Origin of the sequence: Phormidium sp. FACHB-1136 (assembly GCF_014697375.1) — a bacterium.
GTDB lineage: Bacteria > Cyanobacteriota > Cyanobacteriia > Phormidesmidales > Phormidesmidaceae > Nodosilinea.
Genome location: NZ_JACJRS010000054.1, coordinates 1 through 16,736, shown reverse-complemented (window position 1 = coordinate 16,736; position 16,736 = coordinate 1). Strand labels below are relative to the sequence as shown.

The 16,736-nt window shown below is 56.5% G+C and carries 15 protein-coding genes; 8 read left to right on the top strand and 7 right to left on the bottom strand.

The genetic code is table 11. The features are described from left to right. Nucleotides 1–100: 100 nt before the first annotated feature. Both H6G62_RS16150 and H6G62_RS16145 read left to right on the top strand, forming a co-directional pair. Nucleotides 101–1,582: a carotenoid oxygenase family protein gene (locus tag H6G62_RS16150; RefSeq protein ID WP_190496950.1), complete on the top strand. Its 1,482-nt coding sequence runs from the start codon at nucleotides 101–103 to the stop codon at nucleotides 1,580–1,582. A gap of 294 nt (nucleotides 1,583–1,876) precedes the next feature. Beyond that, nucleotides 1,877–3,190 (top strand): D-Ala-D-Ala carboxypeptidase family metallohydrolase, encoded by a 1,314-nt coding sequence (locus H6G62_RS16145; RefSeq protein ID WP_199325042.1) that lies wholly within the window; start codon nucleotides 1,877–1,879, stop codon nucleotides 3,188–3,190. 30 nt (nucleotides 3,191–3,220) lie between these two features. Here H6G62_RS16145 and H6G62_RS16140 read toward each other — a convergent pair whose 3' ends face one another. Both H6G62_RS16140 and H6G62_RS16135 read right to left on the bottom strand, forming a co-directional pair. Continuing rightward, complete coding sequence (locus H6G62_RS16140) at nucleotides 3,221–4,177, bottom strand: hypothetical protein (protein ID WP_190496949.1); 957 nt, start codon at nucleotides 4,175–4,177, stop codon at nucleotides 3,221–3,223. A gap of 50 nt (nucleotides 4,178–4,227) precedes the next feature. After that, nucleotides 4,228–5,223 carry an ABC transporter ATP-binding protein gene (locus tag H6G62_RS16135; protein WP_190496948.1) on the bottom strand — a complete coding sequence of 332 codons (996 nt, stop codon included), beginning with the start codon at nucleotides 5,221–5,223 and terminating at the stop codon, nucleotides 4,228–4,230. 123 nt (nucleotides 5,224–5,346) lie between these two features. Here H6G62_RS16135 and H6G62_RS16130 point away from each other — a divergent pair, with 123 nt between their 5' ends. The 5 genes from H6G62_RS16130 to H6G62_RS16110 all read left to right on the top strand — a co-directional run bounded on the left by H6G62_RS16130 (nucleotide 5,347) and on the right by H6G62_RS16110 (nucleotide 9,802). Further along, nucleotides 5,347–5,496 carry a hypothetical protein gene (locus tag H6G62_RS16130; protein WP_190496947.1) on the top strand — a complete coding sequence of 50 codons (150 nt, stop codon included), beginning with the start codon at nucleotides 5,347–5,349 and terminating at the stop codon, nucleotides 5,494–5,496. A gap of 371 nt (nucleotides 5,497–5,867) precedes the next feature. Beyond that, complete coding sequence (locus H6G62_RS16125) at nucleotides 5,868–6,563, top strand: aldehyde oxygenase (deformylating) (protein WP_242052115.1); 696 nt, start codon at nucleotides 5,868–5,870, stop codon at nucleotides 6,561–6,563. A 308-nt stretch (nucleotides 6,564–6,871) separates the two neighbouring features. Beyond that, a complete protein-coding gene (locus H6G62_RS16120) occupies nucleotides 6,872–7,924 on the top strand; it encodes a long-chain acyl-[acyl-carrier-protein] reductase (protein WP_190496945.1) in 1,053 nt (350 codons plus the stop codon). A 1-nt stretch (nucleotide 7,925) separates the two neighbouring features. Next, nucleotides 7,926–8,843 carry a lysophospholipid acyltransferase family protein gene (locus tag H6G62_RS16115; protein ID WP_347239365.1) on the top strand — a complete coding sequence of 306 codons (918 nt, stop codon included), beginning with the start codon at nucleotides 7,926–7,928 and terminating at the stop codon, nucleotides 8,841–8,843. Between the two features lie 53 nt (nucleotides 8,844–8,896). Further along, nucleotides 8,897–9,802: an alpha/beta hydrolase gene (locus H6G62_RS16110; protein ID WP_199325040.1), complete on the top strand. Its 906-nt coding sequence runs from the start codon at nucleotides 8,897–8,899 to the stop codon at nucleotides 9,800–9,802. A 166-nt stretch (nucleotides 9,803–9,968) separates the two neighbouring features. Here the strand turns inward: H6G62_RS16110 and H6G62_RS16105 are convergent, their stop codons facing one another. After that, nucleotides 9,969–10,178: a hypothetical protein gene (locus tag H6G62_RS16105; RefSeq protein ID WP_190496943.1), complete on the bottom strand. Its 210-nt coding sequence runs from the start codon at nucleotides 10,176–10,178 to the stop codon at nucleotides 9,969–9,971. A gap of 170 nt (nucleotides 10,179–10,348) precedes the next feature. Between H6G62_RS16105 and H6G62_RS16100 the strand changes: the two genes are divergently transcribed. After that, complete coding sequence (locus tag H6G62_RS16100; protein ID WP_242052108.1) at nucleotides 10,349–12,349, top strand: serine/threonine-protein kinase; 2,001 nt, start codon at nucleotides 10,349–10,351, stop codon at nucleotides 12,347–12,349. Nucleotides 12,350–12,401: 52 nt separating this feature from the next. Here H6G62_RS16100 and H6G62_RS16095 read toward each other — a convergent pair whose 3' ends face one another. From H6G62_RS16095 to H6G62_RS16080, 4 genes are all read right to left on the bottom strand, one after another. Then, a complete protein-coding gene (locus H6G62_RS16095; protein ID WP_190496941.1) occupies nucleotides 12,402–14,318 on the bottom strand; it encodes a diguanylate cyclase in 1,917 nt (638 codons plus the stop codon). A 105-nt stretch (nucleotides 14,319–14,423) separates the two neighbouring features. Then, nucleotides 14,424–15,125, bottom strand: coding sequence for an urea ABC transporter ATP-binding subunit UrtE (gene urtE, locus H6G62_RS16090; RefSeq protein ID WP_190496988.1), 702 nt, complete (start codon nucleotides 15,123–15,125; stop codon nucleotides 14,424–14,426). Nucleotides 15,126–15,292: 167 nt separating this feature from the next. Continuing rightward, entirely contained in the window at nucleotides 15,293–16,057 is a 765-nt protein-coding gene (locus tag H6G62_RS16085) for an endonuclease NucS domain-containing protein (protein WP_190496940.1), read from the bottom strand. Between the two features lie 362 nt (nucleotides 16,058–16,419). Continuing rightward, on the bottom strand, nucleotides 16,420–16,736 hold a 317-nt coding region (locus H6G62_RS16080), incomplete at its 5' end, for a transposase (RefSeq protein WP_190492465.1).

Below are 16,736 nucleotides of genomic sequence, written 5' to 3'. Positions count from 1 at the left end.
GAGGGGAGCCGGAAAAATCCTTCAAAGTCTCTCTCCCAATTTGGGAGAGGAATTTAGGGTGAGGGCTTCCCTGGTTTCCCGATCCATGAGGTTTCTTACCATGACCGCAACCCAACCCAAACCCACCACAAACCCCAAGCCCTACAGCCGCGAAGACTGGTGTAGCGGTTATCGCTCTCAGCCCAACGAGTACAGCTATTGGATTAGCGACATTGAGGGGGCGATTCCCACGGAGCTAGAGGGTACCCTCTTTCGCAATGGGCCGGGGCTGCTGGATGTGGCGGGGTATCCGGTGAAGCATCCCTTCGATGGGGACGGCATGATCAGCAGCATTGCCATCAAGGACGGGCGGGCCTATTTCCGCAATCGCTTTGTGCGGACGGCGGGTTATCTGGCGGAACAGCAGGCCAAAAAGCCCCTTTATCGCGGCGTGTTTGGTACCCAAAAGCCCGGTGGCCCCCTGGCCAATGCCTTTGACCTGAAGCTCAAAAATATCGCCAATACCAACATTATTTACTGGGCCGACCGCCTGCTGGCCCTGTGGGAAGCGGCACCGCCCCATCGCCTAGATCCCGTTACCCTAGACACCTTTGGGCTGGATACGTTTAATGGCCTAATCGCTCCAGAGGGAGCCTTCACCGCCCACCCCAGGGTCGATCCAGGTCATCACGGACAGCCGCGTCTCGTCGGATTTGCGGCCAAGGCGGGCCTCTCCAGCACCATCACCTTGTATGAGCTAGATACCGCAGGCAACGCCCTCGCCCAGCACAGCCACGTCGTCCCCGGCTTTGCCTTCCTGCACGATTTCGCCCTCACCCCCAACTACGCCATCTTCTTCCAGAACCCGGTGAGCTTTGGGCCACTACCCTTCCTGCTGGGCTTTAAGGGGGCGGCGGAGTGCATTCGCTTTGACCCCAAACAGCCCACCAAAATCCTGGTCATTCCCCGCAACGGCACCGACCCCGTGCAGGTGATCGACGCCGACCCCTGCTTTGTCTTCCACCACGCCAACGCCTTCGAGCGAGAGGGCAAACTGGTGATTGATTCGGTCTGCTACGACGGCTTCCCCAGCCTAGAGGACAGCGCCGACTATAAAACCGTGGACTTTGACAAAGTGCCCGCTGGCCAACTGTGGCGGTTTACGGTGGATTTGGCGACGAAATCAGCCCAGGCCGAAACCCTGATTTCCCGCTGCGTGGAGTTCCCCACCCTGCACCCCGACCGCATGGGCTTGGACTACCGCTATCTGTTCATCGGCACCACCGAGGCCGACCAAGGCAACGCCCCCCTGCAAGCGCTGCTGAAGTGGGACGCCCAGACCGGAAAAACCGAAGTCTGGAGTGCGGCCCCCCGTGGCTTTGCCGGAGAACCCCTGTTTGTGCCCCGTCCCGGTGCCACCGCTGAGGATGAGGGCTGGGTGCTAATGCTGATGTACGACGCCGAACGGGGCTGCTCCGACCTGGTGATCCTCGATGCCCAGGCGATCAGCGCTGGCCCCATCGCCCGACTGAAGCTGTCTAACCATGTGCCCTACGGGTTACACGGTAGCTTTGTGCCTCAATACTTTGGGCCAGAGGACTAGCGCCTCGGTATATCCAGAAACCCGGCTTTTAGGTCTTGCGGCTAATGGCGAGACTAGCGTGTTGCTAGGGAGACCGGGTTTCTGGGGGGCGTTGGGAACATCCGGTACTCCAATCGGTGGGGCATTCGTGCCATTAAAATGTACTACCCAGGGGTCTTCTCACGGGCAACCACAGGCTAGGGAAGACAAGAAAACCGCTGCCGCCTACAATAAACTGGGCTACACTGGGCAGCGTCGATCAGCCTCAATTGGCTGCGACCCTTCCCATACTTTGGATTCCTCCAGGGCATCGCTATGACTAACCAGGTTTTGCGGGTGAATCGGGCCACGGTGTTTAAGCTGCGGCCAGAGCCAGCCGATACCCTGCAACCGAATGAGCAATCGGCCATTGCGGCGGGCAGCACCTACCCTCTCCACTCCTACGCCTACGCCGACATCAACGGCCCCTTTAACGGTCACATTAAATTTGCCCTCAAAGACCGCACCATCAATGGCCTCAATACCTGGTTTGTCTTCAGTGGAGATGCCCAGGTGGAGGCCGACGGGGTCATTCTCTACCCCCTGGAGGATCAGGAAAGTATGCCCATCCTGTGGGTGAACCGCGACACCATCCTCAAGCGGCGACCCCTGGATTCCACCCTAATCGACCCTAGCGAACGGGCTTCAGCTCAGCGGGGGCAAACCTTTAACCTGCATTCCTACGCCTTTAGCGACTCCCAAGGCAACTTCAACAATCACATCAAGTTCGCCATCCGCGATACCCAGGACTTCATCCAGGGGCGCAGCACCTGGTTTGCCTTTACCCCCCACGCCTTTGTCACCTTCGATGGGGACGTGGTCTATCCCCGCGAAGATCCCAACGCCTTTATCCTGCGGGTTAACCGAGACACCCCCTTCAAGCGTCGGCCCCTGCAATCCAGCCAACTCCCCGCCGATGAAATGGTTCCTGTGACCCTGGGCAGCACCTTTGTCTTAGCCAGCTATGCCTTCGCCGATGCCCAGGGCAGCTTTAACGCCCACATTCGCTTTACCTTTAAGTACGTCAAGGACGATTTAGCCGGATTTAACACCTGGTACGTCTTTGAAGGTCATGCCCAGGTCGAGCAAGCGGGCCGAGTGGTCTATCCACGACCTGTGGCACCGCCGCCGCCCCCACCGCCGCCGCCGCCGCCGCCCCAATACACCGGACGGCCTTTCCGGCTACCGGGCTATACCTCCACCTTCTACACCGACCAGCCGATTATTCCGGGGGGCAGTTTCACCTGGGGTGAGGCCACCCGCGATGCTACCCGCATTCCCCCCACCAAGGCTATTGTGGACAACATCATCGCCCTAGCCAAAGCCCTACAGCCTGTACGCAATCGACTAGGACGGCCCTTTCGGGTCACCTCTTGGTATCGGCCCCCAGCGGTGAACGCAGCCGTGGGCGGGGCAACGCGCAGCCAGCACCTAGTGGGCAATGCCGCCGATTTACAGGTGCAGGGCATGAGCGGTCGCCAAGTGGCCAATGCCGTCATGTTGACCTGGCCCGGTGGCATCGGCATCTACAGCAACATTCCCAACATCATCCACCTCGATTTGGGGCCAAAGCGCACCTGGGGATTCTAAGCCCCTCCCCAAGCCCAGGGAGGGTGCGGGTCAGGCAAAGGTGACCGTGACCTGGTGGGGCTGGAGGTACTGCTGATCAAGGGCGGATTGATCGAGGGATGCTACGGAATCCAGTTGGGTGGCGAGGTTCTTCAGGGCATCCAGTTGGGTGTTTAGCATCCCGTTAATATCTACCGTTAGGGTGAGGCGAGCGGTGGTGACGTGGCCCGCCACCCGTTGAGACATCAGGGTTTGCCAGAATTCTTCGTAGGGTAACCAGGCGTAGTCGGCCAGGTTGAGGTTCAGATTGGGTGACCAGGGGCGGCCTGGATAAACCAACACCTCTGGGGCCGTAGCGGTGCCGAGGGGCTGAATCTCGACACGGGTGGCCCCCAGGTTGACCAAAAGGCGCAGCAATTCCTGCTTCCGTTCGTTGAACAGGGCGGAAAAATAGTTGGCTACGGGCAGGTAGACCTGGGGCTTGGCGGGCAGGGAATGCTGGCGATAGTAGCGCTGGCTAACCGGATGCCCCGGCGGAAACTGAAGCCCCGTGGGCAGGGCAGTCACCGGAGCTTTATCGACCAGGGTGTGGTACCAGTCATCTAGGTCAATCCGGGCGAGGGCTTGGTAGAGCAGTCGCGAATCGTGATCACGCTTGCGAATCAGGTGGGTTTCGCTCATTTCGGCGGGCAGGTCATCCCCTAAGAGCAGCACAATGGCCCAAAACAGGGCAGCGGTGCTACCGGGCAGTTGCAGAGCGGTCAACACCTCCAGGGAATTGACCGCCAACCCCGTGTGGATCATCAAATTCTGGACAGATCGACGTAGATCCAGCTCTGCCCGCGAAATCACGACGTCCCCAGCCCGGAAATTATGCTCAATGGGATCTTGGAAGTCGTTGGCGGTTTGCCCCGGAGCCAACACATGGAGCAGGGGCCGATAGCTAAAGCCCGTCGCGGAGGTAGAGGGGCGTCGTCGAGAAGATTCAGACCGAGATCGGAAAATCATGGCTATGTCAGAAGAATTCTGGAAAACAATATCCTGCTGTCAAGGGAGAGCTAGGAACGAGATCCTTTCTCCGAGGAAGCCTGTGCTCGTCGCTGGCTAATTTGGGCCATGAAAAATTCCTCCAGGCTGGGGCGAGACTGTTGTAGGGAAATCAGTTCACTCCCCATTTGCGAGAGTTGTTGTACGAAGGCATAGGGACTGCCCGTCAGGTGACCATGCCAAAGATCTCCCTGCAAGGTCAGGTTATCTAGCCAGGGATCGATCTGGCTGAATTGACCGCCCCGCCCCTTTACCTGGTATTCATCGGCGGTGCCCAGCAGGTCGCTGAGGTGGCCCACACAGACTAAATTCCCCTGATCTAAAATAGCGACCCGATCACAAATTACCTCCACATCGGACAGAATATGGCTGTTAAAAAAGATAGTTTTCCCCTCTCGTTTTAGGGCCAAAATAATTTCCCGCACCTGAAACCGCCCAGTGGGATCAAGACCCGACATGGGCTCATCTAAAAAGACCAAATCGGGGTCGTTGACGAGGGCTTGGGCAATGCCAATGCGTTGCAGCATTCCCTTGGAATATTGCCGCAGTTGTTTCTTTTTCGCGGCTGTTTGGGATAGCCCCACCAAATCCAAAAGCTCGACAATGCGGCGCTGGCGGGCAGCGGCAGAGAGGCCAAACAATCCAGCGGTGTATTGCAAAAATTCCCACCCGGTCAAAAAGTCGTAGAAGTAGGGATTTTCCGGCAGATAGCCCAGCCGCTGCTTCACGGTGTGATCCCCCAGGGGACGGCCCAGCAATTGCGCCTGCCCCGCCGTAGGTCGAATAATGCCCAGCAGGGTTTTCAGCAGCGTCGTTTTTCCGGCACCGTTAGGGCCAAGTAAACCAAAGGTCTCCCCCTGGTAGATGGTGAGGGAACAATGTTGGAGCGAGGTGATCCGCTGATTCAACCAAAACCCCGTGCGGTAGGTTTTGCCTAAATCCTGGGTTTCAATCACCACGGGGCGCTCCGCCGCACCAGAAGCCGGGGAGGACACAACGTTGCTCATGCTGCTCATAGAACCGCAACCCCACCACAAGGACATCAACATCTGTCTTAGAATACACAGACAGCCCCTAGGGTTGGCCCTAGGCCGAACAACATCTTAAGAAAGTTGCCATAGAAAACTGCCATGGATCGCTCAAAAATTGTTGCTATCGTCACCGGAGCCATTTCCCTGCTGCTGGCGGTGGGATACCTGTTGCTGGTGCAACTCCTAGACTTCCGGGGAGACATGATGCCTGCCCCCCTTTCCCTCCTGTTTCCCCCCTTGCCCGTTTAGAGGGCCCAGGGAATCCATAGCCTAGTTTGCTTAGTATTCCCTAGCTGCGGCTCGCCCGCCTAACTTCGACTATCCCCCATAGAGGCGTCCTAGGGACAGCCTTGGGGAAAATCTATCTCCTAGATGGCCGCGAGGATAAATTGACCAGAAACAGCCATTAAGATTAGAAAAATCTATAGTGGATGGAAGATCTCCCGTCTATCCCCCAAAGGGCAGACTGGACTAAGGCTAACGGCTCCTAGGGGCAGAATTCTATCCCGGTGATTTCCCGCGACCATCCCAGAATCGCCACCTGGTTAACTTTCCCATAGTATTATTGCGATTAAAATCAAAAAGTTTATTCCTTAGCAAACCAGCAGGACACCATGGCTATGCAATCGTTAGAGACTGAAACCACCTTTGACTATCAGTCTGAGAGCTACAAAGACGCCTACAGCCGCATCAATGCGATTGTGATTGAGGGTGAGCAGGAGGCCTACGACAACTACTGCAAGCTGGCGGAACATCTGCCCGACCATGGCGCGGAACTGCTACGTTTGGCCAAAATGGAAAACCGCCATATGAAAGGCTTCCAAGCCTGCGGCAAGAATCTGTCCGTCACCCCCGATATGGACTTTGCGCGGGAATTCTTTGCCCAACTGCACCGCAACTTCCAAGACGCCTGGGCCGAGGGCAAGATCGTCACCTGCCTACTGATTCAGTCCCTGATCATCGAAACCTTCGCCATTTCGGCCTACAACATCTATATCCCCGTGGCCGACGACTTTGCCCGCAAAATTACTGAGGGCGTGGTGAAGGACGAATACATGCACCTCAACTTTGGCGAAGAATGGCTGAAGGCCAACTTTGACGCCTCCAAGGCCGAATTGGAGCAAGCCAACCGAGAAAACCTACCTCTAGTGTGGGCCATGCTGAACCAGGTGGCCGACGATGCGCGGGTGCTGGGCATGGAAAAAGATGCCCTGATCGAAGACTTCATGATCACCTACGGGGAAGCCCTCGCCAACATCGGTTTCTCCAGCCGTGAAGTGATGAAGCTCTCTGCCCAAGGGCTCGCTGCCGCCTAGACCATCGATTATCCCCAGGCTTCTATCTTCCCTTGTGGAGAGGATTGCTCCCCCCTAGTCCCCCTTGTGAAGGGGGGAACCGGAATCAAAGTCCCCCTTCACAAGGGGGATTTAGGGGGATCTCCAGGGGGCTACGGATCCATCTGAGTTCTGTGTACACGGTAGCCCCCTGGGGAGGGTCGCCGCCGAGTCGTCGGCAGGGGTTTCCCCTCGGCTAGTTTCCATTGGGTCGGTAGCGGTTTATTCTAGGTAAATTGTTCACCTGCACCACCTCCCCTGGCGCACCCTACGCAGTAACGTAATTTGCAATGTTTGGCCTAATCGGACATCTCACTAGCCTCGATCATGCTCAAGCCGTCGCTCGTGATCTGGGCTACCCAGAATACGCAGACCAGGGAATTGATTTTTGGTGCAGTGCGCCGCCGCAAATTGTAGACACCATCAAAGTGACCAGTGCCACGGGGCAGCAAATCGAAGGCAAGTACGTGGAGTCCTGCTTTTTGCCGGAGATGCTAGCCTCTCGACGCATCAAAGCGGCCACCCGCAAAATCATCAACGCCATGGCCCATGCCCAAAAGCACGGCATCGACATTACGGCCCTGGGCGGCTTTTCCTCGATTATTTTTGAAAACTTCAACCTCAGCCAAATTCAGCAGGTACGCAACGTCACCCTAGAGTTTGAGCGCTTCACCACGGGCAACACCCACACCGCCTACATCATTTGTCAGCAGGTAAAGGCGGCCTCGGCCATGCTGGGCATTAACCTGTCTGATGCTACCGTAGCCGTCTGTGGCGCTACCGGAGACATTGGCAGTGCGGTATGTCGCTGGCTAAATGCCCGTACCGATATCAAAGACTTGCTGCTGGTGGCCCGCAACCAAGAGCGGCTGCAAAACCTCCAGTCAGAACTGGGACGCGGCACCCCCATGGATCTGGAGACCGCCCTACCCAAGGCCGACATTGTGGTGTGGGTGGCCAGTATGCCTAAGGGCGTCACCGTTGACCCCACCACCCTGAAGCGCCCCTGCCTGATGATCGACGGCGGCTATCCCAAAAACCTCGATCAGCAGTTCAGCTTCGAGGGCGTCCATGTTCTCAAGGGCGGCATCGTCGAGCATTCCCTCGACATCGACTGGAAAATCATGAGCATCGTCAACATGGACGTGCCCGCCCGCCAGCTTTTTGCCTGCTTTGCCGAAGCCATGCTGCTGGAATTTGAGAAGTGGTACACCAACTTTTCCTGGGGTCGCAACCAAATCACCCTCGAAAAAATGGACATGATCGGCCAAGCCTCCGTGAAGCATGGCTTCCGGCCCCTGCTGGATCTCAACCGCCAACCCCTCGCCGCCAAAGCCTCCTAGCGTGGTTTCCCTAACGCCCCAAACCCGTCCCCACGATCTAGGGTCAGCGTTGGCAGCCATGGCGCAACTGGCTACAGAGGCGACACAGCAGCCAGCGGGTTCCCTCGATGGCCGATCCCTGGCGGATCGCGACCCAGACAAAATTGACCGGATGCTGCCCTTTCTCGACTGGGCCTACCACCACTACTTCCGGGTCAAAACCGACGGCTGGGAACATATCCCTACCCAGGGGCCAATGCTGATCGTGGGTTCCCACAATGGCGGACTGGCCGCGCCCGATACCCTGATGATGACCTACGACTGGCTGCGCCGCTTTGGCAGTCAGCGTCCGGCCTACGCCATGATGGACCCCCGAATTTGGCGCGTTTTTCCGGCCCTAGGGCGGATGGGATCCTGGGTAGGCTGCTTGCGGGCCAATTCCCCCGCCGCCGTTCGTGCCCTGCGCCAGGATTTCCCGCTACTGGTCTATCCCGGCGGTGCGCGAGATGTGTTTCGCCCCCATCACCTGCGCGACCAAATTTGCTTTTTCGGCCAAAAGGGCTTCATCAAACTGGCCCTGCATGAAAAAGTCCCCATCGTGCCCGCGATTTCCTACGGTGCCCACGATACCCTCTGGGTGCTAGACGACTTCTACGACCTCGCTGATACCTGGCGACGACAGCAGGGCTGGAACTGGCCCCTCAACCTCGACCCAGGCACCATCCCCCTATACCTCGGCTGGCCCTGGGGCATTGCCCTTGGCCCCCTACCCAACCTGCCCTGGCCCAAGTTTCTACACACCCGCGTTTGCCCACCCATCACCTTCCCTCGCTATGGCCTCGCCGCCGCCCAAGACGAGGACTACGTCAACACCTGCTACGAGCACGTTCGCGCCACCATGCAGCAAGAACTCGACCACCTCTTCGCCCTCTACGAATAGCCCGACTCCCGACTCCCGACTCCCGACTCCCCGCTTCCCTTAGACCCATGACCATGAGTAACCCCGCTCTCCCCGCCGCCGCCGCTGGCCTCACGGAAGCCACCTCCGTGGCCATGGCCACCGCCATCCAGTCCGTCGAAGTCCAAACCTCCCTAACGGAAAACCCCATTCCCACCGCCTACGCCCTAGCTGGATCTGGGGACGAACCCGTTTTGCTGATTCACGGGTTCGATAGTTCCCAACTGGAATTTCGGCGGCTGTGGCCGTTGCTGGCCCAGTCTCACCAAACCTGGGCGGTGGATTTGCTGGGATTTGGCTTTAGCGACCGCATCCAGTGTCCCCAACTCTCCCCAGCGGCCATTAAGCAACACCTCTACGCCTTCTGGCAACAAATGATCCGGCGTCCGATGGTGCTGGTGGGAGCTTCTATGGGGGGAGCCGCCGCCATCGATTTTGCCCTCACCTACCCCGATGCCGTGGCCTCTTTGGTGCTGATCGACAGTGCCGGATTTGCCGCTGGCCCCGCCATGGGAAATCTGATGGTACCGCCCCTGGATAGTCTGGCGACGGGATTTTTGCGGAGTGCCTGGGTGCGCCGCAGCATCAGCAAATCCGCCTATTTCGATAAAGCCTTCGTCACCCCCGATGCCGAACTCTGCGCCGCCCTGCATTTGGACTGCCCCCGCTGGAAGGAAGCCCTAATCGCCTTCACCAAGAGCGGCGGCTACAACTTCCTCGACGACAAAATTGCCCAGATCACCCAACCGACCCTCGTGATTTGGGGCAAACAGGATCGGATTTTGGGGACTCGCGATGCAGGGCGTTTCCAGCAAGCTCTCCCCCACAGCCATCTGGTGTGGATCGACGCCTGCGGCCATGTGCCTCACCTGGAACAGCCCCAACACACCGCAGAGGCCATCCACACCTTCCTGTCCCGCCTCTGCCCCACCAGCGCCTAGCGTCGGTAGGGCAACGCCTGAGCCGGACTTTTGCGCTTAGAGTACGCCAATTCATTAAGCATCCATGCTAAGTCCTCATCCCCCAGGGAGAGGGGCAGGGGAGAGGGCGAAGAGCCATGGTCAGTGGATGGTTATTTTCATGGAACACCCTTATCCCAGCCCCTGGCTAGGACGATACGGCAAAGAATAGGGTGATGCCCAGGGCGCTAGTTAGCCCGCCCAAGGCCGTACTTGCTATCCAATACCCCCTAAACCCACTCGCCTTCGCTGCCGCCACGGATCCCCCCGTTAGCCACAGCCCCTCCAATCTGGGATCGTCGCTGAGACCGATGGATTTTGGGTGAAAATCCGAAGAAAACCCTGTGGATAGGTACATCCGTCTCGTTCCGTGGAACACTGGATCACACTTGGGGATGCATTCTGCTGTCGGTTATGAGTCTTTGTATAAACCCACATTGTCACCAGCCCAACCATCCCAATAACAGCGTTAGTCAGGAGTGCCAGTCCTGTGGTTCTGATCTGATATTGCAGGGACGCTATCGGGTGATGCGGTTGATTAGCAGCCAGAGCGGCTTTGGCCGGGTCTACGAAGCCTACGAGCGCAACGTGCCCAAGATTCTCAAGGTGCTGAAGGAAAGCTATAACCACCACGACAAGGTGCTGGAACTGTTTCAGCGGGAGGCCCAGGTGTTGAGCCAGCTTAGCCATCCGGGGGTGCCCCATGTGGATGCCGATGGCTATTTTCAGTATTTTCCTAAGAACAGTGCCCAACCCTGCCACTGCTTGGTGATGGAAAAAATCGACGGCCCTAATCTGAAGCAGTGGATGGTGCAGCAGGGGAATCATCCCATTAGCGAAAAGCAGGCGATGCTGTGGCTTACCCAGCTTACGGATGTGCTGCATTTGGTGCATCGACACCATTATTTCCATCGTGATATCAAGCCGGAAAACATTATGCTGCGGTCGTCGGGGCAGTTGGTGTTGGTGGATTTTGGCGCGGCTCGCGAGATGACCCAAACCTACATGGGCGACCTCGACAACAGCAACATTACCACCGTGAGTTCGGCGGGCTATACCCCCCCGGAGCAGGAGCAGGGCCAAGCGGTGCCCCAGTCGGATTTCTATGCCATGGGCCGCACCCTCATTTACCTACTCACCGCGAAGTTGCCCAACGATCCCACCGTCTACGATCCCCGCAGTAATGCCTTTCAATGGCGGGAGCACGCCCCCCAGATCTCTCCGGCCCTGGCGGATTTTGTGGACGAACTGATTGCCCCCGCCGCCGCCCACCGACCGCCCACTACCGCTGCCATCCTAGATCGCCTAGGGCAAATTCGATCCGCCCAGATCACCCGTCCACCCAACCTGCCTCAACCTGCTCCCCCTTGGCCCCAAACGACCCTCAACCCACCGGAGTCGGCGACTCACATGGAGCCCGTCCAAAGCTTTTTGCCTCCCTGGCTGGATGGTCGGCCCTGGTTGCTGGCGGGGCTGACGGGGCTGGCCCTGGCACTTCCGCTCACCTGGTATGCCCTCAGCCGAGGTGGATCGACGGGCCAGCCATCCCCTGTTACCCAGAGGGTCGGCCTCCAGCAGGTGACGGTAACGCCCACCCTAACCCTGGCGGGACATACCCAAGACATTTCCGATCTACTGCTGTTGCGGGATGGCAAAACCCTCGTTACCGCTAGTTCCGATGCCACCGTTCGCCTGTGGGATTTGGAGGCGGGCACCCTCATGCAGACCCTCACCCAGTCCAAGAATGTCGTCAAATCCCTGACCACCACCACCGATCAAGCCGTCCTGATTAGCACCGGGGATGACCGTGCCCTCCGCTTTTGGGCCTTGCCCGCTGGCGAACCCCTAGGGCAAATTGACAACGCCCACAGCATTCCCGCCACGGCGGTGGAGGTCAGCACCAATAACCGCTGGTTGGCCAGTGGCGACGGCGACGGCACCATTCACCTGTGGCCCCTGATTACCGCCAATGGGGGGCTGAACCTAGCGACCATGGCTGAGGCTGGCCCTAGCTACACCTTCAAAGCCGAGGGCACCATCAACGACCTGCTGTTTAGCCGCGACAACCGTTGGCTGGTGAGCGGTGGGGCTACCTTGCAACTGTGGGATCTCTCGATGCTTGATCCGGCCAATTCGGCCCTGGTGCCCGACCCCATTACCCTGGAGGGCCACACCAGCTTTGTGAACCGTATCGCCATCAGCGACGACAACCAAACCCTCATCACCGCCTCCGCTGATAAAACTGTGCGACTGTGGAACCTAACCACCCAAACGTCCCAGGCTGTCTTAGAAGGCCACCAAAGCTACGTCAATACTCTGCGGGTGGATGGCCCCTACCTGTGGAGTGCCGATGCCAACAAGGTGATTTTGGTGTGGGATTTGCAGCAACGGGCTCCCGTGCGGCAGGTGAATGGGTTTGTCACGGATATTTGGCGGTTTACCGTCCTTCCCAACGGCCACCTCGTCACCATTGGCGGCAAGCAACCCCTGGTGCGGGTTTGGCAAGGGGCCGAACCCATGGAACCCTAAACCCCTCGGCCCTAAACTCCTCGGCCCTCAATTATGTCGCCCAAACCAACCGCTAGTCCTGGGGTTCAGGTTCGGGGTGTAGCGGCTTGTTGGGCAGAAAAATCACCCAATCTTCCGCCACATGGTAAGTGTCTCGTCCGCTGGTTTTGGCCCGATAGAGGGCTTGGTCGGCGGCGGCAATCATGGCACTGGGGAACCGTTGCGACTGGGGAATGGCCGTGGCAAGGCCCATGCTAATCGTCACCCGCTGCTGGACAGAGGCCCGGTGGGGGAGGGCAAGATCCTCCAATAGACGGCGAATATGTTTGGCCACCGCAATCGCGCCCTGGGTATCGGTATAGGGCAAGATGATGGCAAACTCCTCCCCACCATAGCGAGCGACTAAGTCCGCCGGACGCTGAGCCGCCTGTTGAAAGATAATGGCCAACTGCTTCAGGCATTCATCCCCAGCTTGGTGTCCGTAGGTGTCGTTGTAGGGTTTGAAATAATCGGCATCGCATAGAATCAGGCTGAGGGGATGCTGCTCTCGGCCTAGGCGCTGCCATTCCTGATCTAGGTAGGCGTCGAAATACCGACGATTGGCCGTTTGGGTGAGGCCGTCACTGTGGGCCAATCGCTGCAATTCTTGGTTGAGCTGGGTCAGTTCCAGGTTGCGCTCCTCCACCCGTTGCTCCAACTGGGTCAGGCTATCCCGAAGCTGGCGAGCCATAGTCGCAAAGGATCGGGATAGGTCGCCAATGGCATCGGATCGATCCATTTCCAAAATGCGATCCCAGTTTCCTTGGGTAATGTCTTGGGCACCTTGGCTGAGTTCGTTAATGGGCTGTACCACCCAGCGGGCCAAGATCAACCCGCTCAGCCCCGTGAGGGCTAGGGCCAGTAGATAAAGCATTAGGGTTAGCTGGTTTTGGTCGTTGATGTCGGCCATAAAGTCGGCCTCTGGAATTACCACCGCCAGCGTCCAGTCCAGCCCTAGGCGATCCGTAAAGGGACTGATCTGTACCAGGTAACGCTTACGATCTAGGGTCAACACCAAGCGATTCGGCAAGGTTGATCCCACTGGGGAGGTTTGGACTGGGGGCGCATAGCGCTGGATCTCCTGGGCCACCTGCCGGATTAGGGGGTTGGTGCTGTCTTTGGCCTTCAACAGGATTGGATCCTCGCCTTCTTCCACCAAAATGGGCTCCGGCGTGGAGGCCGCTAGCAACGTTCCTTCCGCATCGACGAGGAACGCAAGGCCCGACTGGCTCACAGTCAAACTCTGCAAAAACCCATTGAGTTCTTCGGACAGAATAATATCCGTGGCACAGACTCCCAAGATCTTTCCCGTCGCCGGATCAAACACCGGGGCATTGGCGGTAATGGTGGGCAGGCGGGTTTCAAAATCGGGGTAAATCTTACTCCAGTTGGGTTTGCCCTGGGCCTTGGTTTGGATATACCAGGGCCGTAATCGAGGATCGTAGGTTTTGTCGCCCACCACGCTCAGGCGGCTACGTCGTCCGGCGGGGGTAATATCGTAAAAGTGCATGTAGCGCCCGGTGTGCAGGCTAGCCTCCTGGATTTGCAGCATCCGCCCCGCCCCGCCCAGGGAACGGCCCACCCCCAGAAAGATGCCCTCTGCCTCCGTGGCGCAGTAGACAAAGTTGGTGGAGGGAAAGATATTCATCTGCTGCCAAAAGATATGCTCTCCCTGGCCCGTGGCTAGGTCAATATCGCCCTGGAGCAGCGCATTGGCATTCAGTTGGTTAATGATGTGGGGCTTGGCGACGGTCTCCTTAATTTCCTGCAAAATGCGGGTAGCCAGTTCACCCTGTAACTGCCGTGCCATGGTGTATACAGCGGCCTGACCATTGCGATAGGAGAAATAGGCCACAACCCCCACCGCCATCGCCACCTGGATGGCAAAGGGCAAAATGATCGCCGTCTGGAGCGGCAGTCGAGCAAGCAATTTTTTGGCAACCGCTCTCATGGCGATAATACGTGCTGGAAAAACGACCGAACAGGAACTAGGGTTAGCATACCCGCCTTGTCCCCAGCACTAACATCAGGGTTTCCCCTTACTCATGGTTTCTCCTTACACCGCCAGAAATTCCTGAATCACGTCGTTGGTCAATTCTTGGGTGGGGCCATTGGCCACGATGCTACCCCGCTGCATGGCGTAGTAATAATCGGCCTGACGGACAAAATGCAGGTGTTGTTCGACCAACAGCACCGAAATCCCGGTGGTTTTGACGATTTTCTTCACCGCCGCCTCAATGTCCAGAATAATCGACGGCTGAATCCCCTCCGTGGGTTCGTCCAACACCAGCAGTTTGGGCCGACCCATGATGGCGCGGGCGATGGCCAACTGCTGCTGCTGCCCGCCGCTGAGGTCGCCCCCCATTCGATCCAGCATGGTTTCTAGCACCGGGAACAGTTCGTAAATTTCGGCGGGAACTTCTTTGACGGGTTTGCCGCGACTGCCAAGGGCTTCTTGACCAATCAGCAAGTTCTCTCGCACCGTCAACCGAGGAATCACCTCTCGTCCCTGGGGCACGTAGCCAATCCCCAGCCGCGCCCGACGATCCGGCGGCTGGCTGTTCACCCCCTGGCCCTCAAACCGAATGTCCCCGGTGCGGGGTCGCAGCACGCCCATGATGTTCTTCAGCAGGGTGGTTTTTCCTACCCCATTGCGGCCAATTAAACAGACCATCTGCCCCTTCGGCACGGTCATGCTCACATCCCGCAAAATGTGGCTTTCACCATAGTAAAAGTTCAGCCCCGCAATCTCCAGCATCGGTGCCGTCAGGGGGTCTTGGTAAGTAGGAGTGGGGAGAGTGGTAGTCATATTAGGTGGATGGAAGTAGGTTTTAGAATCGGCGAATCAATCCATTTGTAGAGTGCATAACGCTGAGGCGAGGCTAGGGCCAACGCAAAGCAATGCACCAGTCTTGCAAGAACAATTTAGGTTGACTCACAGACTGGATAAACTTGATTAAGGGCAAGAGATAACTCGTACTCAAATAACTCAATACTAGGTATCAACGAGCAAGCAAGTATTAAGTCTTCAGTAATTTTTCTGGCCACAATAGCACCTCTAACCTTTTGATCTATTTCTGCTTGATTTTTCTGTATCCAGCCTACATATCGCAGTAATTGACCTATAACGCGATCATAAGCACGAGATACTTTCAACTCAATAACGACAAAATCACCATTGCGATCTACCGCGAGAATATCAATGAAACGGCCTCCGACAGGAAACTCAACACCTGTTATTCCTTCTTCCTCATAGAGCCTTAACCCTGGCTCTATAATTTGCAAGTTTTTCGCTAGATAATCACGTAGATCAGATTCATAGGCAAATTCGGTCGAGGTGCCTTGATTCTCCTCCTCTTCCATCACCTCTAACGACTGATTTTCTATAGAATTTGTCGAGGCATGAATGGGAGATGGGTCTTGATTGATATCATACAGGCGAAAGTGATTACCATTAATTTGAAAGAACAGGTCATCTTCACCAGCTTTTGGAGAATAATGAAGCCTGCTTGGAGCGTTGACCGACAATCGAATTAAGTGAGCAGTAATAGTACCCTTCTTGATTTTTGGATAATGCTGTGCGAACCAGTCAACCGCCTGCTGTCTAGTAAAGCTCTGATCATTTTTTAGATCAAAGACATCTGCCATATCCTTCATCAATAATCGAACTGGTTTATTGTAAATTGCCATGCCTAGGAAAATCAGATGAGTTGTAATTTGACAAGTGCTGAACCATTGACTAATCCAATTTACGGATCATCTAAAAAGGCTTTGAGCGCATCTTTGTATCTGTTCTTTAGCCTCCTTGAGATCAAGCCTCCACGTTGGACTTTGCTAACACAGCAGGAGAACATGAGCTTTTCGATATGGTACTGCCTGGGGTTACTAATTTGGCCAACTGCACAGCATCCATTTCGCGGGCAAATTGATAGGCAACCACTGACTCACGAATAACGAAAGGAGGAACATCTGGGCCTGGAGAAAGAATACAGGTCATTTCAGAATTACTCCTTCGAGTCGTCACATTAACAAATAGATAAGCTGATATGCATTTAAATTGCATTGATTGTGTTTCCTTTGTTTTTGATCTTGCGATCCCAGTTGATGACAAGCTGCCCTTCGTTCAACAGGTTATGAACAAGCGCTTCTAGATCCTCAATCGACTCAAATAGACGATTGGCAATGAATTCCTTTGCAGAGTGCCAAACTAACTCGATTAAATTATAGTCCGGACTGTAGGGTGGCAGAAATTCTAAAACAATGTTGGGCATCTCCTTCGCTATCTTCTCTAGAATCTCTGCCTTTTTATGAATACTTGCATTGTCTAAAATGATAAGAATCTTAGGGCCATCCTGCTCAAAGTCTTCAA